Origin of the sequence: Methylobacterium sp. WL12, from assembly GCF_008039475.1 — a bacterium.
Classification (GTDB): domain Bacteria; phylum Pseudomonadota; class Alphaproteobacteria; order Rhizobiales; family Beijerinckiaceae; genus Methylobacterium; species Methylobacterium cerastii.
In genome coordinates this window covers 1-18,484 of record NZ_VRUW01000069.1, presented here as the reverse complement: position 1 = coordinate 18,484, position 18,484 = coordinate 1, and the positions used below count along the sequence as shown (strand labels likewise).

The 18,484-nt window shown below is 70.0% G+C and carries 17 protein-coding genes and 1 pseudogene; 8 read left to right on the top strand and 10 right to left on the bottom strand.

Annotated features, from left to right (window positions below):
• Positions 1 to 79 precede the first annotated feature (79 nt).
• The gene (locus FV226_RS20510; protein ID WP_147764337.1) at positions 80 to 1,315 is read right to left on the bottom strand and encodes a DNA repair exonuclease; all 1,236 of its coding nucleotides are present in this window, start codon (positions 1,313 to 1,315) and stop codon (positions 80 to 82) included.
• Positions 1,316 to 1,550: 235 nt separating this feature from the next.
• On the opposite strand from FV226_RS20510, the gene FV226_RS20505 reads away from it, so the two are divergent.
• Positions 1,551 to 2,390, top strand: coding sequence for an endonuclease/exonuclease/phosphatase family protein (locus tag FV226_RS20505; RefSeq protein ID WP_246685510.1), 840 nt, complete (start codon positions 1,551 to 1,553; stop codon positions 2,388 to 2,390).
• Here FV226_RS20505 and FV226_RS20500 read toward each other — a convergent pair.
• Positions 2,308 to 3,744 (bottom strand): phospholipase D-like domain-containing protein, encoded by a 1,437-nt coding sequence (locus tag FV226_RS20500; protein ID WP_147764336.1) that lies wholly within the window; start codon positions 3,742 to 3,744, stop codon positions 2,308 to 2,310. The genes FV226_RS20505 and FV226_RS20500 overlap by 83 nt on opposite strands.
• 337 nt (positions 3,745 to 4,081) lie before the next feature.
• On the opposite strand from FV226_RS20500, the gene FV226_RS20495 reads away from it, so the two are divergent.
• Positions 4,082 to 5,095, top strand: coding sequence for an alpha/beta fold hydrolase (locus tag FV226_RS20495; RefSeq protein ID WP_238273063.1), 1,014 nt, complete (start codon positions 4,082 to 4,084; stop codon positions 5,093 to 5,095).
• 15 nt (positions 5,096 to 5,110) lie between these two features.
• Here FV226_RS20495 and FV226_RS20490 read toward each other — a convergent pair whose 3' ends face one another.
• Complete coding sequence (locus tag FV226_RS20490) at positions 5,111 to 7,261, bottom strand: FUSC family protein (protein WP_238273059.1); 2,151 nt, start codon at positions 7,259 to 7,261, stop codon at positions 5,111 to 5,113.
• Between the two features lie 142 nt (positions 7,262 to 7,403).
• On the opposite strand from FV226_RS20490, the gene FV226_RS20485 reads away from it, so the two are divergent.
• A complete protein-coding gene (locus tag FV226_RS20485) occupies positions 7,404 to 8,378 on the top strand; it encodes a right-handed parallel beta-helix repeat-containing protein (protein ID WP_147764333.1) in 975 nt (324 codons plus the stop codon).
• A gap of 150 nt (positions 8,379 to 8,528) precedes the next feature.
• Here the strand turns inward: FV226_RS20485 and FV226_RS20480 are convergent, their stop codons facing one another.
• The 3 genes from FV226_RS20480 to FV226_RS20470 form a co-directional block, all read right to left on the bottom strand.
• Positions 8,529 to 8,771, bottom strand: coding sequence for a DUF3658 domain-containing protein (locus FV226_RS20480; protein WP_187278807.1), 243 nt, complete (start codon positions 8,769 to 8,771; stop codon positions 8,529 to 8,531).
• Between the two features lie 92 nt (positions 8,772 to 8,863).
• On the bottom strand, positions 8,864 to 9,367 hold the full coding sequence (locus tag FV226_RS20475; protein ID WP_147764331.1) for a CAP domain-containing protein: 504 nt from the start codon (positions 9,365 to 9,367) through the stop codon (positions 8,864 to 8,866).
• Positions 9,368 to 9,491: 124 nt separating this feature from the next.
• Positions 9,492 to 9,707, bottom strand: coding sequence for a hypothetical protein (locus FV226_RS20470; RefSeq protein WP_147764330.1), 216 nt, complete (start codon positions 9,705 to 9,707; stop codon positions 9,492 to 9,494).
• 326 nt (positions 9,708 to 10,033) lie between these two features.
• On the opposite strand from FV226_RS20470, the gene FV226_RS20465 reads away from it, so the two are divergent.
• Together FV226_RS20465 and FV226_RS20460 are read left to right on the top strand one after the other, a co-directional pair.
• Positions 10,034 to 11,038, top strand: coding sequence for a helix-turn-helix domain-containing protein (locus FV226_RS20465; protein WP_187273577.1), 1,005 nt, complete (start codon positions 10,034 to 10,036; stop codon positions 11,036 to 11,038).
• A gap of 73 nt (positions 11,039 to 11,111) precedes the next feature.
• Entirely contained in the window at positions 11,112 to 12,380 is a 1,269-nt protein-coding gene (locus FV226_RS20460) for an MFS transporter (RefSeq protein WP_238273058.1), read from the top strand.
• Positions 12,381 to 12,390: 10 nt separating this feature from the next.
• On the opposite strand, the gene FV226_RS20455 is transcribed toward FV226_RS20460, so the two are convergent.
• The 3 genes from FV226_RS20455 to FV226_RS20450 all read right to left on the bottom strand — a co-directional run bounded on the left by FV226_RS20455 (position 12,391) and on the right by FV226_RS20450 (position 14,627).
• Entirely contained in the window at positions 12,391 to 13,443 is a 1,053-nt protein-coding gene (locus FV226_RS20455) for an HD domain-containing phosphohydrolase (RefSeq protein ID WP_306422445.1), read from the bottom strand.
• Positions 13,444 to 13,625: 182 nt separating this feature from the next.
• Positions 13,626 to 13,775 carry a hypothetical protein gene (locus FV226_RS28120; protein ID WP_187277268.1) on the bottom strand — a complete coding sequence of 50 codons (150 nt, stop codon included), beginning with the start codon at positions 13,773 to 13,775 and terminating at the stop codon, positions 13,626 to 13,628.
• Between the two features lie 159 nt (positions 13,776 to 13,934).
• Positions 13,935 to 14,627 (bottom strand): GntR family transcriptional regulator, encoded by a 693-nt coding sequence (locus FV226_RS20450; protein ID WP_147753813.1) that lies wholly within the window; start codon positions 14,625 to 14,627, stop codon positions 13,935 to 13,937.
• A gap of 649 nt (positions 14,628 to 15,276) precedes the next feature.
• Between FV226_RS20450 and oxlT the strand changes: the two genes are divergently transcribed.
• The 3 genes from oxlT to FV226_RS20430 all read left to right on the top strand — a co-directional run bounded on the left by oxlT (position 15,277) and on the right by FV226_RS20430 (position 18,192).
• Entirely contained in the window at positions 15,277 to 16,542 is a 1,266-nt protein-coding gene (gene oxlT / locus FV226_RS20445; RefSeq protein WP_147764327.1) for an oxalate/formate MFS antiporter, read from the top strand.
• Positions 16,543 to 16,750: 208 nt separating this feature from the next.
• The gene (locus tag FV226_RS20440) at positions 16,751 to 17,410 is read left to right on the top strand and encodes a class II aldolase/adducin family protein (RefSeq protein ID WP_147764326.1); all 660 of its coding nucleotides are present in this window, start codon (positions 16,751 to 16,753) and stop codon (positions 17,408 to 17,410) included.
• A 527-nt stretch (positions 17,411 to 17,937) separates the two neighbouring features.
• Positions 17,938 to 18,192 carry a hypothetical protein gene (locus FV226_RS20430; RefSeq protein ID WP_147764325.1) on the top strand — a complete coding sequence of 85 codons (255 nt, stop codon included), beginning with the start codon at positions 17,938 to 17,940 and terminating at the stop codon, positions 18,190 to 18,192.
• A gap of 180 nt (positions 18,193 to 18,372) precedes the next feature.
• Here FV226_RS20430 and FV226_RS20425 read toward each other — a convergent pair.
• Positions 18,373 to 18,484: pseudogene (locus FV226_RS20425) on the bottom strand (IS5/IS1182 family transposase); the annotation flags it as partial.

The following is an 18,484-nucleotide window of genomic DNA, read 5'->3' as shown; positions in this document are numbered from 1 at the left end:
CGCTCCGCCGAGACCGGGCGCAAGTTCGGTGGGGGCGCCGGGCTCGGCATGCGCGCCAAGCTCGGCATGCGCGCCAGGCTCAGCATGCGCGTTTGGTGAGGCGGCCGAGGATCATCGCCTCGGCCTCGGCGCAGAGGGTGTCGAGGTCGCCGGCCAGGTCGCCGTCCTCGGTCGCCGGCATCTTCGCGGCGATCTCGGCGAGCGCCGCCGTCGCGCGGGCGCGGAACTCGGGGTCGCGGTCGATCTCGGCGAGCAGCGTCGCCGGGTCGATGGCGTCGACGACATTCTCGCGCGGGCCGCCGCTCGGGCGGGCGGTCTCGATCTTCAGCTTCTCCAGCCAGATGTCCTCGTGGACGCGGTCGGCGGCGGCCTGGATCTCCGCGGTGAGGGTTTCGCGGTCGGCCGCGAGCCGGTCGTGGGCGGCGGTGGTCCCGGTGAGGTGCACCCGCACCGCGAGCAGGCGGCCCTCCGCCAGCGCCGCCAGCGGACGCATCGCCGCCTCGACCAGCGCCACCGCCTGCGCCTCGGTCTCGGCCTCGTCGACGGCGACGGAGAGGTTGTGGAACCGGGCGTGGTCGACGATCAGGCGGCGCACGCCCGCCACCTGCCCGTCGGAGACCTCGACGGCGACGGCGCCCTTGGGCCCGCATTCGCGGATGCTGCGGCCCTGGAGGTTGCCGGGGAACAGGATCCAAGGATCCTGCGACAGCTCGGTGTAGTCGTGGATGTGGCCGAGCGCCCAGTAATCGTAGCCGCGCGCCCGCAGGTCCGCGACCGAGCACGGCGCGTAGGTCGCGTGCTGGGCGTGGCCGGTGCAGGAGGTGTGCAGCACCCCGACGTTGAACCAGCCCGGCACGGCGGCCGGGTAGGACAGCGACAGGTTCTCGTCGACCGCCCGGTTCGGAAAGCTCTGGCCGTGCAGGGCGACCTTCAGCGCGTCGAGCCGTATGGTCTCCGGCTTCTTGGTCGAGAAGGTGCGGACCGCCTCCGGCAGGGTGATCGCCTTGGTGATCACGCTCTCGGCGTCGTGGTTGCCGCGCACCAGCACCACCGGGATGCCGGCGCGGTCGAGCCGCGCGACCTGGCGGGCGAAGAACAGGCCGATCGAGTGGTCGGCCCAATCGCCGTCGTAGACGTCGCCGGCCACGATCAGGAACGCGACGCGGGCCTCGATTGCGTGGCTGACGAGGTCCTCGAACGCCCGGCGCCCGGCCGAGGCGAAGCGCTGGGCGATCTCGGCATTCCGCGCGCCGAGCCCGGCGAGCGGGCTGCCGAGATGCAGGTCGGCGGCGTGGATGAACGTGAAACGCGTCATGGATTCCAAAGATCTGGAGCGCCGTCTGGAGCGCCCCCTTGCGGCCTCGGTCCGGTCGAGATGGGTTCTGGGCGCTTGCGGCGCACGGCTCAAGGGTGGAGGAGCGTTGCGTCAACAGGGCAACGGGATCGTGGGTCGCGCGTTGGGAGGCGGGCGAAACCCGCCCGGTCCCATCCCGGTCTCGCGCCTGCCCCAGGCTGTCGGAAGAGCGCGGTCAGGAGCACGAACGGCCCGCATGGCGACATCCCAGGTCTCATCCCAAGCCTCATCCCAAGCCTCATCCCAGGTCTCATCCCAGGTCTCTTCGGCCCCCCTCGGCCTCGATTCCGTCGCGCCGGCGCCGCTCCGACAGGCGGATGCCGCGGCGGCGTCGCGCAAGGTCGTCAGCTGGAACCTGCTGCGCCGCACCGGCGCGGCGGTCGAGGACGTGGTCGCGCTGATCGAGCAGGAGCGGCCGGACCTGCTGCTGATGCAGGAAGCCACCCGCGAGATCGCCGGGATCACCGAACGGGTCGGCGGGTCCTACGCCTGGGTGCCGCTGCCCGGCCGCATCCACGGGCTGGCGATGTGGTGCCCGACGCCGTGGGCGACGAACCCGGCCGTGGTCACGCTGCCGTCCGGCGCGGTGGTCCACCGGGTCTGCCAGGTGCTCGATTTCGGCGACTTCGGCGTGGCCAACGTCCACCTCTCGCACGGCCAGATGCTGAACCGGCGCCAGCTCCGCCGCATCGTCGGCATGCTGCCCGAGCGCTCGGCGATCCTGGGCGACTACAACATCGTCGGGCCGGCGCTGCTGCCGGGCTTCCGCGACGTGGGGCCGCGCCGGCCGACCCATGCCATGGTCGAGATGGTGCCGCTGCGCCTCGACCGATGCCTGGTGCGCGGCCTCGTCTGCCGCGAGCACGCGGTGCTGCCGCGCGGGCCTTCCGACCACCGGCCCATCGTCGTCCACCTCAGCCCGGCCCCGCCCGGCGAGGCCCCGCGCCTTCGCTTCAGAGGTATGGCAGCAGCAGTCGCACGCCTGCGTCGCGCAAACGGACCGGCAAGGCCCGCGCGTCGATCGCCTCCATCGTGAGCGGCGTCTCCATCTTGGCGCGGATGAACGTCTCGAGCTGAGCGGCGAGCGCCGCGTCGTGGATCTCGACGTTGAGCTCGAAGTTCAGGCGGAAGCTGCGCATGTCCCAATTCGCGCTGCCGACGAAGCACCAGGCCCCGTCCACCACCATCGCCTTGGAATGGTCGAAGGGCGGCTCGTCGAGCCAGATCCGCACGCCGTTGCGGATCAGCGGCGCGACGTGCGCCCGCGTCGCCCAATCGATGAAATGGTGGTCGCTGACCCGCGGGATGACGATGTCCACCGTGATCCCGCGCTGGCTCGCGAGGATGAGGGCGTTCATCACCACCTCGTCCGGCAGGAAGTAGGGGGTGACGAAGCGGACCGAGCTGCGGGCGCAGGCCAGCGCCTGGAGGATCACGAACTCGATCTTCTCGACGTCCGCGTCGGGCCCGGAGAGGACGACCCGGGCGATGGAGTCGCCCACGGGTTGCAGGTCCGGGAACCAGTCAGGCCCTTCGAGCACGCCGCCGTCCGCGAAGGCCCAGTCGGCGCTGAAGGCGAGCATCAGCTGCTCGACCACCGGGCCGGCGACGTGGAAGTGCGTGTCGCGGATCGGGTGGTCGGGGCGGGTCCGCAGGCGGTTCGGCTGCGAGATGTTGAGGCCGCCGGTGAAGGCCTCGCGCCCGTCGAGGATCAGCAGCTTCTTGTGGGTGCGCAGGTTCAGGAACGGCATGCGCCAGGGCAAGCCGGAATGCATGAACAGGGCGGCCGGCACCCCCGAAGCCCGCAACCGTCGAAAGGCCGCCGCGCGGAAATAGCCGCCGCCGATGCCGTCGATGATCACCCGCACGGCCACGCCGCGGTCCTGCGCCGCCTTCAGCGCCGCGCAGAAGGTCCGCCCGGTGGGGTCGTCGCGGAAGATGTAGCTCGACAGGGCGATGCTCGACCGCGCCCGGTCGATCGCGCCGAGCATCACCGGGTAGGCGGCGTCGCCGTTGCGAAACAGGCGCAGTGTGTTGCCGGCCAAAGCCGGCAGGCCGGTGATCCGGCGCACCGCCTTGTCCAGCGGCCACATCACCTCGGGGACGATGGCGTCCTCGGTGTTCGGCGCGCCCGGCGCCGCGGAGGGCTTCGACTGGAACTTGCGTGCGCGGCGCTCGACCCGGTTGATCCCGAACAGGAGGTACAGGGCCGTCCCGAACACCGGCGAGAGCCACGCCAGCCCGATCCAGCCGACCGCGACGCTGACCCGGCGCTTGCGCAGGAGCGCATGCACGGTGACGCCGAGCGCCAGCGCGGTCCCGACGACGGCCGCCACGTCGGCTCGCAGGTGGGCGGTGGCTTGCAGCCACCGGATCAACGCGTCTTCCAAAGCCCGTATCCGCTCTCGATGCCCCCGGGGCGATATAAGGGAAACGGGGCGACGCGCGGACGGTGCGCAGGGTTTTTTCGGTGAGTCAGCGTCCGGCGGGAAAGCGGTCCAGCGACGATCGTCGCGGTTCGTTCGCGCTCCGCTCCTACGTCCGTTGCCTGCATGCCGTCGGGGTGATTCATCTCCGTCATCCGACGCCAGATACGGATGGGAGAAAACGATGCCCAAGCCATCGAAACGGACATTCTTGGCCGAAGGCCGTCAGACGCCGGCCGCCGACACGAGCGCGGTGCCCCGCCGTGAGGTCTTCCGCGGCCTCGCGGTGCTAGGCCTCGGATTGGCTGCAGCGCCGACGCAGGCCCGCGAGCCCGCGGCACCATCGATCGAACGCGAGGAGTTCCGGGTCCCGACCGGTGAGGACGGGATCGAACTCTACGTCCGCAACAAGCGTCCGGCCGGGCAATCGCGCTTCGCCGCCGACCGGATCCTGCTCTACGTCCACGGGGCGACCTATCCAGCCTCCACCGCCTTCGATCTTCCGCTCGCTGGGCTATCGATGATGGATTACCTCGCGGGACTCGGGTTCGACGTCTACCTCGTTGATTTGCCCGGCTACGGCTTCTCGAGCCGGCCGAAGCAGATGGACCAGGCAGCCGCGGACAACCCGCCGTTCATGCGCACCGCCGACGCTGCGAAGGCCGTCGGTGTCGCGGTCGACTTCATCCTGAAGCGCCGCGGCGTGGACAAGCTCGACTTGATGGGATGGTCGTGGGGCACCTCGACCATGGGTCTCTACACCACGACCCACAACGACAAGGTCAACCGCCTTGTCCTCTACGCGCCGCAATGGATCGCCAAGGCGCCCCCGAACCTTGGCACGTCCGGGCCACTCGGCGCCTATCGTACCGTCACCCGCGACAGCGCCAGGGACCGCTGGCTCAAGGGCGTCCCGGAGGACAAGCGCGGCGACCTGATCCCGGCGGGCTGGTTCGAGCAGTGGGCGGACGCGACATGGGCCACCGACGCCGTCGGCGCCGCGCTCTCGCCCCCGGTGCTGCGCGCGCCGAACGGCGTCGTCGCGGACTCGCAGGCCTACTGGCAGGCCGGCAAGCCGCTCTACGATCCGGGCGAGATCCGCGTCCCGACCCTGATCATCCACGCGGAATGGGACGCCGACCTGCCGAGCTACCAGGCGCAGGAATACTTCACCAAGCTGACCAACGTCCCCTACAAGCGCTTCGTCGAACTCGGCGAGGGCACGCATACGGTGATCATGGAGAAGAACCGCATGCAGTTCTTCCGCGAGGTCGCCGCCTTCCTGCAGGAGGCCGACCCGCAGGCCCTGAACTGAGAAGACGGGGCGCGGTCACGCGACGGCGGACACCGCCTCCCGCACCTGCCCCGGCCGCAGGGTGCCGGTGAGCAGGTCGACTTGGGCGACGAGGCGTTGCAGCTGCGGGCTTCGCGCGCCGCCGGGGCGGTCGGGGAGGGGGTAGCGGTTCTCGGCGAGCGCCTGGAGGTTCGCCGCGATCCAGGCCTTCCAGGTGCCGTCCTCGGCCTGGGTCGGCGCGCCGGCGTGGCGCAGCACGGTGAGGCGGGCGCTGATCCGCCGGAGCGTGGCGTCGGCGACCATCGCGGCCTCGACCTCGGGATGGTGCCCGGCGCGGGGCTGCTGCAGGGCGCGCGACAGGGCGGCTTCGAGGTCGTTGAGCGCGAGGCCGGCGTTGCGGGCGCAGGTCGAGAGCCGCGCCTCGCGCTCCGGGGGCGCCGTGTCGGCGAGCGCCGCCTCGGCGAAGGCGGCATGGCTCGCGAGCGCGCGCCGGAGCTCCTTGCGGACCTGGTCCGGCTCCCAGATCGGCCAGAGCAGCAGGCAGCTCACCACGGCGATCAGCCCGCCAAGGATGGTGAACAGCGCGCGCATGCCGACCACCTCCCAGGAGGAGTGGCCGGGGGTGATCACCTCGATCAGCAGCACGATCAACGGGGTGAGGCAGGCGACGAAGAAGCCGTAGCTCACCTGGCGCGCGGCGAATCCGACGATGCTCAGCGGCAGGATCAGCGCGATCTGCATCAGCGGCGTCGTCGCCATCTGCGCCAGCAGCGCGCCGACGAGGCCGCCGAGCACGGTGCCGCCGATCCGCTCCAGCGCCCGCTGCCAGGTCGCCGCGTAGAACGGCTGCATCGTCAGCACCACGGTCATCACCAGCCAGTGCGAGAACGGGCCGGCCCAGATCAGCGTCGCCGCCAGCGCCGGCGCGCAGACGGCGCTGGCGCGCACCGCGTGGCGGAGGTTGGCCGAGGCCAGGGTGAAGTTGGTGCGCAGCGGCCCGAAGAACCGCGTCCGCCAACCGAGGCTGCCGCCGTCGGCGAGCGCGCCGCCGGGGCGGTAGCCCTCCGGCGTCGAGAGCTTGGCGCCGATCCGGACCCGCTCGACGATCCGCTCGGCCAGGCGCGCGAGGATCGGCGTCGCCTCCAATCCCGCGGTGGCTCGCTCGATCGCCGGCTCCAGGCGCGGCAGGTCGAGGTCGGCGTCGTCGCGGATCGCGCGGGCGATGGCGATCAGCAGCGGGCGCAGGCGCCGCAGGAACAGCTTGGCGGCCGCGCGCCGGTGCGGCTCGGGCGCGCTCTCGATCAGCTCGGCGATTCCGATCAGGCCCGAGAACAGCTGCTCGGCCGTCTCAAGCCGCAGCAGCGCCTGCGCCGTGCGCTCGGAGACGCGTTCGCGCGAGCGGGCGAGGTCGAGCAGGAGGGCGCGCGCCGCCTCGATGCCGGCGCGGACGCCGCGGCGGTGGGCGCGGGCATGGCCGTCGAAGGCGGCCGCGACCGTCTCCGGCGCGGCGGCGAGTTTTTCCAGGTCGCCGGTCAGCCGCGCCAGCGCGTGCCAGACTTCGCCGACGGCGCGGTGCGCCGCGCGATAGGGATGCAGCCGCCACAGCACCAGCGCCAGCACGGTCGCCCACAGGCCGCCCGCGAGGAACATCGCGGCGATGATCGCCGCCTCCTCCGGGCTCAGCGCCCGGTCCATGGCGATGCACAGCACCACCACGAGCACGTTGCCCGCGGCCTGGGCCTGCACGCTCCAGACCCGGGCGTAGGCGCAAGCGAAGATCACCGCGCAGGCGGCCGGCACCACGACGAGCGGCCCGTAGGGCTGGATCAGCCCGAACACCCCCCAGATCAGGCCGCCGAGCACCGAGAAGGCGGTGAGCACCCGCAGGCGGATGCGGATCGGGCCGCCGGTGTCGCAGAAGCAGGTGAGGTTGGCCGCAAGCGCCATGGTCAGGAGCGGCGGCCACTGGATCCATTCGTTGGCCAGCAGCACGATCGCGAAGGCGAAGGCCGCGCGCACGCCCTCGACCAGGCTCAGCCCGCGCGGGTCGAGTGCCACCGGCAGCCGCGTCAGGTCGGAGCCCGGCCGGCCGAGGCTGCCGCGACCGCCCGCGGTGCGGCGGCGGCGGGCACGGAGCACCGTCCGCTTGGCGGGGTTCCGCGGGGCGCTCGGGACGGGGTCTGCCAACCTGCGGCTCCAGCGCCGGACCGGTCGTCGACGCATCGGAGGTCTAGAGCCGTTCGCCCGCGAGCGGAACCGGTGACGGCGGCATTGCGGACCTGCGCGTGCCGATCCCGAAATTGCCGTCGTCGGGCGTCATCTCCCGGCGATGATCGTCACCTTGCCGCCGGCCCCGCCCGCCCTCGTCGAACCTGTGTCCGCGCGCGCCTGCGATGCCGCCACGCGCGCCCGCCTGCTGTCGCCCCCGCGCCCCGGCGACGACACCGCCGCGATCGCCTGCTCGATCACGCTGAGCCCGGGCGACCACGTCCTGCGCCGGGTCGTCGTCGAGGGCGCGGAGGCGTCGGGCGCGGAGATCGACTGCGCCGGCGCGACGATCGGGCGAGCCGAGCCGGCGCCGACGCTCGCCGACTTCGCGGTCGAGATCCGCTCGCGCGCGCCGGCCGGCCCCGGCGGGACCTGGTCGCGCCCCAGCGGCGTCATGCTTCGCAACTGCCGCATCCTCGGCCACGTCCGCGTCTGGGGCATGGGCCTCAACGGCCAGGGGGCGGCGGTGAAGGCGTCGTCGCACAGCCTCGGCCATACCGAGCGGGCGCAGGCGGCGGCGCCGACCGAGGTCACGATTCGCGATTCGACGATCACCGCGCTCGGGCACATCCCGCTCTACCTCGCCCCCGGCGTGACGCGGTTCACCCTGCAGGGCTCGACCCTCGACGGCCGCTCGGGCGCGGACGCAATCTACCTCGACGCCGAGAGCGCCGACAACGTCATCGCCGACAACACCATCGCCGTCGCGCTCGGGCGGGAGGCGATCGCCGTCGACGGCTCGGCGCGCAACCGCATCACCGGCAACCGCATCGCCACGCAGGGCCAAGGCGGCGTGCGGCTCTACCGCAATTGCGGGGAGGGCGGCACGGTCCGCCACCAGACGCCGTCGGACAACGTCGTCACCGGAAACACCTTCACCGGCGACGGCCTGTTCGCGTCGGCGGCGATCGTGGTGAATTCTCGCGGCGGCTGGCGGCTCTATTGCAGCCAGGATTCCGGCTATCCCTTCGGCAGCAGCCTCGACAATGCCGACGGCGGCACCGGCAACGTCGTCGCGCCGAACACGGTCGAATAGGCCCTTATCATGATGTGCTGTCTTTCGCCGAAAAGGCGTCCGCTTCGGCGGAAGGCGCTCTCTTGGTCGACATCAGACGCTTGGCACTTGCAGCGGAGGGCTGCTTTCGACCCTTAGCGGACCATACGAGCGAAGTGTGGGTTGCAGGTTCTACCGTGGTGGCAACCGAACTTCGCTGTAGCGCATACGGTCTAAATTCCCTTGCGCTTCGAGCTTACCTAGTGAAACAAGCAATTTGATACGCTCTGCTATTGCTGTGTCCTTTATTCCTCGACGAGGGTTAGCATGAATTATTATAGCCGTGATCATGGCCACTTTCTGCCAACGCTCTTTTGCAGCGCGCATAATTTCATCGTCGATCATAGCCGCGACTGAGACATCAGCAATGCTCATGGCTACTGGCTGATCCATTTCTACCCCTCCCAGGTCCGCTTTCCAACTTTAGTGGATCCCGCGATTGGATGCCCAGCGTCTGATTTCGACCATCAGCCGCCGGCCATCACCAGCGCCCAGAACCGCTTGTAGCGGGTGCCCGGTGCGTCGACGCGGGCGATGCCGATGCGGTGGATCTGCGGGATCAGCATGTTCTTGTTGTGCTCGGGCGAGGCCTTCCAGCGGGCGAGCACCTGATCGAAGGTCTCGGAGCCGGCGCTGAGGTTTTCCGCCGACCAGGACCGGCCGAGCCCGGCCGAGGCCATCCGCGCGGTGAAGCTGCCGCCGACCTCGTGGCTGAGCTGTCCGGTGCGGGCGTTGTTGCCGGCCTGGAACGCGGCCGCCGTCACCAGCCCGGCGTCGACGGTGACCGGCCCGAGCCCGTGCTGGGCGCGGTAACGCGAGATCGCGGCGGCGGCCGCATTCTCGTCGAGGATCACGGGGCTGACCGGGCCGGCGCTCTCGATGAGCGTCGGAGTCCCGCAGCCGGCGAGCGCGAGGGCGAAAAGGCCGTAGGCGGCGAAGGCCTTGAGGCGGCGGGCGGCGCTGTATGGCATCGGGAACGGGTTCGCTGGCGGGACGGAGCCTCGCCTTGGCCCGTCCCATGCGGCGAAACCGGGGCGCGCGACGGCGCACCGTGCGCAAGGGCGGGCGCCTGTGCCCGCGATGCCACGCCCGCCATCAGATCCGCGTGCCGGGATCGCGCATCGGCGCGCCGCAGCGCCACCCGGCGATCCGGTAGTCCGGGTGTTCCTCGACCCAGCGCGCAAGCTGCGGCTGGGCGACGTGCTGGCAGGCGCGGGGCGTCGCCACGTCGAGCGGCATGCGCCGCGCTTCGCAGGTCTCGGGCGCGTTCGCCATGCAGGCGGTGAAGTAGAGAAAGAACACGCCGCTCATCGCGATCCTCCGAGGCCCGCTGCCCTTCGGCGCGTCGCGAGGAAGCTAGCACCGGAGCAGCGTCCGTCGATGCGCCGTTCCATCGCAGACCCATGCGGGCCGACCGCGACCTCGGCGGAGGCACCTCAGGCGCGCCACGAGGGCCGTTCCTGCACGGGGATAGGCTGCATTCGAGCCTCGTCTCCGATCGGACTTTTAGGTGTGATGCGTAATCATTCCCCAGTGGTTGCAGCCGTGGGCCGCCTTGCACCCGTGTTTCAGCGGTGAATAATGAACATCGCATCGACCGACGTGTCGAATGGACTCGCTTCGGCCGACCCGTGACGTTGCAATCCTTCAGTTTCGCCGCGCAGTCGCCGGACGCCCCCGACGGATTCGGCACCTACCACGACCTCTACGCCCACGGTTCCGACGTGGCCCTGACGGGGGAGGGGTTCTACGCCCGCTTCCAGGCCCACCGCTTCCCGCGGATGGTGGTGTTCGATCGCCATCTGAACGGGCTGGTGCACAGCCGTGGCGCGGCGCGCGTGCGCCGCGACGGCTTCGACCACGTCAACCTCCACCTCCTGCTCGCCGGCCGCCTGTCCGGCGGCGTCCCGGGCGACGAGGTTCGGGTGGCGCCCGGCGAGATCCTGCTGTTCGACACCACCCGGCCGCAATCGAGCCGGGCGGACCACGCGCACGTCGTCACCGTCGCGCTCGCGCGCGATCCGGTCGAAGGCTCGCTGCGCGGGCTTCGCGGCTTCCACGGCACGGTGCTGCCCGAGGCGAGTGGAGGGCTCGTCGCCGACCTGATGGTCTCCCTCGCCCGCCGAGCGTCCGCCATGAACCCGCGCGCGGCGGCGGGCGCGGCCCGCGCCCTGACGACGGTGCTGGCCGCCGTGCTCGACGACAGGACCGGGCTCGGCTTCGACCCGGACACCGAAGCGCAGCTCGTCCTGCTGCGGCGCGAGCGCGCCGAGGCGTTCATCGCCACGCGCCTGTCGGACTCTACCCTCGACGCCGAAACCATCGCGCGGGGCGTCGGCGTCTCGCGCAGCGTCCTGTATCGCTCGTTCTCGGAGGATGGCGGCGTCGCGAACGTGCTCCGGCTCCGGCGGCTCGAGAGCCTGCGCGCCTGCCTGAGGCGACCGAGCGAGACCCGCTCGATCGCGGCCCTGGCCTTCGCCTGCGGCTTCGGCAGCGAAAGCCATTGCAACCGGGCGTTTCACGCGGCATTCGGGCGGCCGCCGGGACAGTTCCGTGCCGACCTGCAGCGGGCGCGCGCCTCCCGGGCGGGGATCGCCGACGCCCGGTCGCAACTCGCCGCGTGGCTTTGTGAACTCTACTGAACCGGCGCTCGCGTCCACACCTCGTCGCCTACCGACCGCGGAGCGAAGCGGCGGATCGTCCGGCTGGGGGCTGGTGCTGCTGCTCGCGGCGACGCAGTTCTTCGCCTTCAGCGACCGGTTCCTGATCACGGTGCTCGCCACGCCGCTCAAGCACGATCTGGCGCTGAGCGACGCCGAGGTCGGCCTGCTCCAGGGCTCGGCCTTCGCGCTGCTGCATGCGGCGGGCTTGCCCTGGGTCGGCGCGTTGGCCGACCGCGGGCATCGGCGCACGCTCCTTCTCGGCTGCCTCGTGGTGTGGACCCTCGCGACGCTGGCCTGCGGCCTCTCCGGCTCCTTCGCCGCCCTGTTCGTGAGCCGCATGCTCCTCGGCCTGGGGCAGTCGGGCGTCGTCCCGGCCGCGTTGTCCCTGCTCGCGTTGCGGGTCGGGCGGGCGCGGCTTGGGCGTGGGGTCTCGCTGCTGACCACCGGCGGTACGCTCGGGCGAAGCCTCGCCCTCCTCGTCGGCGGGGCGACCCTCGGCTGGCTGACGGGGCAGGGCGGCCTGACGCTGCCGGGCTTCGGTGCGCTCGCGCCCTGGCAGGCCCTGTTCGTGCTGGCGGCCCTGCCGAACCTCGTGCTGCTGGCCTTCACCTGGGGCATCGCCGAACCGCCCCCTCCGTCGGTCCCGGTCCCACTGCCGCCGTGGTCGCGCGCCTTCGCCTGGATCGTCCGGCACGGCCGCGCCTACCTGCCCCATACCGTGGCTTCGACCGCCGCGATCCTCATGGGCCAGACGCTGACCGCCTGGGCGCCGACCTTCTACGTGCGCGCCTTCAAGGTGACGCCGGCCGAGAGCGGGCTGATCCTCGGCCTCGTCGTGCTGGTTGCGGCGCCCGTGGGACACATCGTCAGCGGGATCGTGCTCGACCGTGCGAAGCGCAAGCGCCCGCGCGCCGCACCGCGGATGCTGGGGCTCGGGCTCCTGCTGTCGCTGCCTGCGACCCTCGTCATGGTGTTCGCGCCCGGGCTCGGCCTCTCGCTTGGCGGGTTCGCGGCCCTGGTCGCGGCCCTCGGCTTCTGCAGCCCGCCGAGCCTGGCCGGCATCCAGTTCCTGACGCCGGTCGCCCTGCGGGGGCGGATCAGCGGCCTGTTCATCGCCTTCGTGACCCTCGTGGCGCTCGGCGCCGGGCCGGCCCTGCTCGGTCTGCTGAACGACCGGGTGTTCGGCGCGGACGGGATCGGGCGCGCCTTCGCCGCGCTGTTCGCCACCGTCGGCGGCCTCGGCCTGGTCTCCGCCGCGATGGCGGCCCGTCGCGGGCAGGGCGTGAGTCTTTTCAAGCCGCGTGGAGGCCGGCGCGTTTGAAACGCGCTGATCAGGCCAACTCCACCGCACGGCCGAGGGCCACGGGCGCGAAGGCCTGCATCAGCGCGCGGTCGAGGTGGCCTTTCATCCCCTCCATCGTCGCCAGCGCCTCGGGGGCAGCGACGGAATCGCGGTAGGTCCGGCGCTCGGTCAGCGCCGAGAACACGTCGCAGATCGCGACGATGCGGACGAGGTCGGTGATCGCGCCGTCGCGCAGGCCGGCCGGATACCCGGTGCCGTCGAGCTTCTCGTGGTGGTGGCGCACCACCTCGACGATCGCCGGATCGAATCCGCCCTGCGCGTCGAGCAGCCCCGCGCCGATCTCCGGATGCCGGCGCATCAGGCGCATCTCCTCCGCCGTCAGCCGGCCGGGCTTGTTCAGGATCTCGACGGGGATGCGCGCCTTGCCGATGTCGTGCAGCAGCGCGGCCTTGGTCAGGCGGTGCCGGTCGGGGCGCGAGAGGCCGACCCGGCCGCCGAACGCCGCGGCGTAGCCGGCGACGCCGAGGGTGTGCTGGTAGACGCCGGCGTCGTGGCGCCACACCGTGGCGAGCCAGTCGCCGATGCCGACCTCCGACACCGCGGCCAGGACGATCTCGGTGCCGCGATCGATCTCGCTCGGTTGGAACGGCGCGCCGAGCGCCGCCGAATCGAAGATCTCCGACACGATCGTCGTCGCGGCGGCACTCCGCGCGTCGAGCACCCGGGTCCGCGCGATGGCGACCTCGATCATCGCGAAGGCGTCGGCGAGGATCGCTTCGCGCCGCGTCGCGGCCGGCAGGGTCTTCAGGATGGGTGACGTGGGCCGGCGCCGCGCGGCGTCGCGCTCCAGCACGAGCGTCGGCGTCAAGGCGGTGTCGGCGCGGACGGCGTCTGCGCCGGCTGCCGGCAGGTCGATCACCACCAGCGCGGGGCGGGCGCCGCCTTCAGGCCAGGCCGAGACCGTGCGGCACGGCATCACCAGGTCGATCCCGCGCGCCAGGGTGCGCCGCAGGTCCGGACGGTCGGTGATCAGGAGGACGAACGCGTCCTCCATGGCCGGGAACGGAGCGCCCTGTGCCAATGCCGGCCTTCCTCGGTTGTCCTCGTCAACGCCGTGTTGACGATAAACCGAACTTCATGAGTGAACCGTTTCCGGCCTCCTTCGGCGACGCCATCATGATGCCTGATTCGGCATCGGGCCTCGCCCCTCGACTCGCGGGCAGAGTGCGCAGACGCGCGGCGGATTACAACTCGGACGCGTGCTCAGGCGGCGGTGGCGCCGTGGACGTCGGCTGCGACCGAGCGGGCACCGCGCGCCTCGGCGCCGTCGGTGAGGAAGTCGGCGAGCTTCACGACGAGCAGCACCTGGACGCTGGCGAGGGCGGCGAAGACGGCGAGGAACGAGGAGAACATGGCGGGATCCCGATGCGTGTTGCGACGCAATAGATCTCATGGTGCGCTGCATTCTGGTATGCCAAACGCCACATACCAATCATGTAAGGCGCGCATGCGTTCGCGCGCGGTGGACGGAGTGCACCACGCGCGCAGGAAGATCGGAAAACCGGGATCGGTTCAGTCGAGGTAGGCGCCGTAGGCGTCGACGTGGTCGGCGAGGCCGATGCCGTGGTCGCGCACGAGCCGCTCGGCGGCTTCCACGTCGCGCGCCTCGAGCGCCTTGATGATCGCGACATGCTCGCGGATCGACTTCTCGGCCCGGTCGCCCTGGCGGAGCGCGGTGTTGCGGATGCCGCGCACGTGCATCAGCAGGTTGCTCGACAGCTCGGAGATCACCGCGCATTGCCCGAGCGAGATGATCTTCTGGTGGAAGCGGATGTTGGCGTCCGAGTACTCGTCGATGTGCTCGGCCGGCCGCCCGTCGTAGAACTCGGGGAAGGCCTCGCGCAGCGAGCGCAGCTCGGCATCCGAGGCCCGGGTGCAGGCGAGCCGGGCGGCCATGCTTTCGAGTGCCGCCCAGGAATGGATCATCCCGACGATCTCCTTCTTCGTCTTCTTGATGACGAAGACGCCGCGCCGGGCCTCGGACCGGACGAACCCTTCCTGCTCCAGCACGGTCAGCGCCTCGCGCACCGGCGTGCGGCTGACGCCGAGATCCTGCGACAGCTTGCGCTCGTCGAGGCGCACCTCGTCCGGGCGCCCGTAGATGTCCATGTTGGTGATGAACGTCTTCAACGCCTCGTAGGCGAGGGTGCGCAGGCTCGAACTGACCACGATCGGCTTGATGCTGAGCGACTCGGAGTTCGACATGCCGTATCCGTCGGTCCGCGTTCTTGGATTGGAATTCGACGCGCGACCGATCGCCGACGTAACGCAAACCTTGGCGTCAGCCTAGATGGCACACGCGGCGATGCAGGGTCGGTCGGATCGGCCGTCGCTCGGCTCCGAAGCCTCGCACTCGGGCCGAGCCGTCCCTTTGAGGACCACGTCTGTCGGCAGCTCCTAATCCGAACGAAATTTCTGTATTTTTATTCCGGTCGCGTTGACAGGTTCCGAGCGGATATCGCACGATATTTCTGGCATACCGTAGACCAGAGATCGCCCAGCCGGTGCGCTGATTTTTTCTTGTTGCGGTGCCAAAAGTTTTTCCGAGATGAACCGTGCAATCGAAGCTGCATCGGAAGCCGGAACGCGGCATCAGGACCATGCCGACATTGCGGTTCTCGCGTGGACGAAGGTCTCCGCGCGACGACATCGAGGATTGAAGGGCGTCGGCGAATAACGGCGCAAAGGTCGGCGACCGTCCCTTTCGGGCGGTTCCCGATCCGACGACGCCGCGACCAACGCGGACGACACGCCACGTGCCGGACAACCGGCCTCAAGCAAGACCTCTGGGAGGATGACGATGCCAAACGACGACAGACAGGCGATCGGACGGGTGTCCGACGGATATCGATGGATGCAGCTCGCGCTCGGCGTGGTCTGCATGGTGATGATCGCGAACCTCCAGTACGGCTGGACGTTCTTCGTGCCCGACATCCAGAAGAAGTTCGGCTTCGACCGCGCGGCGATCCAGTGGGCCTTCACGCTGTTCGTGCTGTTCGAGACCTGGCTCGTCCCGGTCGAAGGCTGGTTCGTGGACAAGTACGGCCCGCGGGTGGTCGTCCTGTTCGGCGGCCTGCTCTGCGGCGTCGGCTGGGTGATCAATTCCTACGCCACCACGCTCAACATGTTCTATCTCGGCCAGGTCGTCGCCGGCATCGGCGCGGGCGCGGTCTACGGCACCTGTGTCGGCAGCGCGCTCAAGTGGTTCCCGGACAAGCGCGGCCTCGCAGCCGGCATCACCGCGGCGGGCTTCGGCGCCGGCTCGGCCTTCACCGTCGCGCCGATCCAGTGGATGATCGCCGAGAACGGCTTCCAGGCCGCGTTCCTCTGGTTCGGCCTCGGCCAGGGCATCGTCGTCTGCCTGCTCGCCTTCTTCCTGATTTCGCCGAAGAAGGGCCAGGTGCCCGAGGCGGCGGTGAACGCCAACGTGATCCAGACCCGGCGCAACTACGCGCCCGGCGAGGTCGTCCGGCAGCCGATCTTCTGGCTGATGTACTTCATGTTCGTCATCGTCGGCGCCGGCGGCCTGATGATCACCGCCAACCTGAAGCCGATCGCCGCCGACATCGGCGTCGACAAGGTCCCGGTGACGATCATGGGCATCACCATGGTGGCGATCACCTTCGCCGCGACCATCGACCGGGTGCTCAACGGGCTGACGCGGCCGTTCTTCGGCTGGGTCTCGGACAAGATCGGCCGCGAGAACACGATGTTCATCGCCTTCGCGATGGAAGGCTTCGGCATCTACATGCTCTACCTCTGGGGTCACGATCCGCTGTGGTTCGTGCTGCTCTCGGGCTTCGTGTTCTTCGCCTGGGGTGAGATCTACTCGCTCTTCCCCTCGACCTGCACCGACACCTTCGGGTCGAAGTTCGCGGCGACCAACGCCGGCCTGCTCTACACCGCCAAGGGCACGGCGGCCCTGCTGGTGCCGGCAGCGAACTACCTGCAGCAGAGCTCCGGCAGCTGGGACGGCGTGTTCCTGCTGGCGGCCGGCGCCAACATCCTGGCCTCGATACTCGCCATCGCGGTGCTGAAGCCCTGGCGCAAGCGCGTGGTCGCCAACGCGATGCTCGCCGCGCCCGAGACGACCGCCGCCCGAGGGGCCGTCGCCGCCTGAGGCCGCGACGCTCCACGAGAGCATTTTCCGTGATCCCTGGATCACGGAAAATGCTCTCACCTGCTGTGTGGTCGCATTGTCTCCACGCGAGCCGGCATCCACCTCGCTTGAAAATGCTCCACCGGCCGAACGCAAGGAGGCCCGGCACCGTCTTTACGGTGCCGGGCCTTCGCGCTTATCGGGGGCTGGACAACCGGAAGGGCCGCGAATGGATGCCGACGAGAGCAGGGCGCGGGCGGCTGTGGTGGCGGCCGCGCGCGACCTCGATGCGCAGGGCCTCAACCGCGGCACCTCGGGCAACGTCTCCCTGCGCTGGCGCGACGGCTTGCTGATCACGCCCTCGGGCGTCCCGAGCGCCCGCATCGGCGAGGCGGAGGTGGTCTTCCTGGCGATGGACGGCGGCTTCGACCACCCGCTGAGCCCGTCCTCGGAATGGCGCTTCCACCGCGACATCCTGCGCGAGAAGCCGGCGGTGAACGCGGTGGTGCACGCTCACCCCGATCACGGCACCGCCTTCGCGATGTGCCGGCAGACGATCCCCGCGGTGCACTACATGATCGCCGCCGTCGGCGGCCCGACGATCCGCTGCTCCGGCTACGCCACCTTCGGCACCGAAGAGCTCTCGCGGCTCGCGCTCGAAGCGCTGGAGGATCGCAACGGCTGCCTGCTCGCCAACCACGGCATGATCGCCACCGGGCCGGACCTGCCCAAGGCGCTCTGGCTCGCGGTGGAGATGGAGACCCTGTGCCGGCAATACGCGGTCGCGTTGCAGGTCGGCACGCCGGTGGTGCTCTCCGATGCCGAGATCGCGCGCAACATCGAGAAGTTCAGGAGCTACGGGCCGCGGACGCAGGCTTCCGACAGGTAGGCGCCGCGGGGTTCATTGACGCGGCCGTCTCTTCATCACTTCTGGATAGCGAGGGCGATCACGGTCCACCCGGCAAAGTGCGACACGGCTTTGGCCGGGTTACGGCGTGGGCTTCCTCGCGTCGGCCCTCGTGTTTGCTGACATCACAGGTCATACGATGTCCGGTCGATCGGTTCTGCGGACACGGCGCCCGTTCTCCCGGACGGGTGAAGCGTCCGCGGAACCTGATCCGGGACCCAGCAGAAGACGCCGCGAAGCGTCGATCTCGTTGCGCCGTTCGTATCGAGCCACTGACGCGGCCCTTGTCGATGCTGGGTCCCGGATCGCCGTCCGCTGACGCTCCAGGCGTCCGGGAAAACGGTGCGCAGGCGACGAGTTCAAACGAAAACCGTATCCGTTCGAGGATCGTCGCGCCGACGACGACGAGGTCCCGCGTCGCACCGTTGGATTGCTCGACGCGCGCATGGTCGTCGTCGGGTGGACGCCGCGTGGCACGGACCGTCACGTTTTTACGATGAGGAAAGCCAATGCACGAGAGCAAGCCCTCTACGGCCCGCTTCTCCGCTGATGCGTTCGGCGAAACGGACTTCGCGAAGACGGATGCCCACGTCATCCAGGCGGACGAATACGAAGACGCGCCGGAATTGACGGACGCGATGATGGCCCGCGCCGACGTCCATGTCGGCGACGTGCTCGTGAGCCGGGGGCAGCCGGTCGGACCGGACGCGCGGGAAGCGGAGGCCTTCCGCCTGCCGCCCGCGATCCTAGTGGTCGAAATCTGACGGATGGAACCCATGCTTTGGGTCCGCTCCCGACCCAACATGGTTATCCAGCTGGATGTATCTGATCCCCGAAAGCGGAGACCTTGATGGCGCCTATGAGCCAATCAGTGTTCTTCTCAGGCATCCAATGTCTGGCGTTCTCGGTGGTCCAGATGGTCATATCTCAGAGTCTGTCCGGCATCATGATGTTTTCTGACAGAGCTTTCGGGTCATGAGGCGGATGGAGGCCAAGAGGACGAACGCTCGCCCTTTCCGGCTTTTGCATTCCCAATCCTTCGCGAGACGGCGGCAG

Excerpts from the sequence above, each read along its gene's own strand:
- FV226_RS20485 (WP_147764333.1), top strand. The coding sequence starts at position 7,404 with ATGATCGTCACCTTGCCGCCGGCCCCGCCCGCCCTCGTCGAACCTGTG.
- FV226_RS20510 (WP_147764337.1), bottom strand. The coding sequence starts at position 1,315 with ATGACGCGTTTCACGTTCATCCACGCCGCCGACCTGCATCTCGGCAGC.
- FV226_RS20505 (WP_246685510.1), top strand. The coding sequence starts at position 1,551 with ATGGCGACATCCCAGGTCTCATCCCAAGCCTCATCCCAAGCCTCATCC.
- oxlT (WP_147764327.1), top strand. The coding sequence starts at position 15,277 with ATGCAGCTCGCGCTCGGCGTGGTCTGCATGGTGATGATCGCGAACCTC.
- FV226_RS28120 (WP_187277268.1), bottom strand. The coding sequence starts at position 13,775 with ATGTTCTCCTCGTTCCTCGCCGTCTTCGCCGCCCTCGCCAGCGTCCAG.
- FV226_RS20430 (WP_147764325.1), top strand. The coding sequence starts at position 17,938 with ATGCACGAGAGCAAGCCCTCTACGGCCCGCTTCTCCGCTGATGCGTTC.
- FV226_RS20475 (WP_147764331.1), bottom strand. The coding sequence starts at position 9,367 with ATGCCATACAGCGCCGCCCGCCGCCTCAAGGCCTTCGCCGCCTACGGC.
- FV226_RS20470 (WP_147764330.1), bottom strand. The coding sequence starts at position 9,707 with ATGAGCGGCGTGTTCTTTCTCTACTTCACCGCCTGCATGGCGAACGCG.
- FV226_RS20480 (WP_187278807.1), bottom strand. The coding sequence starts at position 8,771 with ATGAGCATTGCTGATGTCTCAGTCGCGGCTATGATCGACGATGAAATT.
- FV226_RS20450 (WP_147753813.1), bottom strand. The coding sequence starts at position 14,627 with ATGTCGAACTCCGAGTCGCTCAGCATCAAGCCGATCGTGGTCAGTTCG.
- FV226_RS20440 (WP_147764326.1), top strand. The coding sequence starts at position 16,751 with ATGGATGCCGACGAGAGCAGGGCGCGGGCGGCTGTGGTGGCGGCCGCG.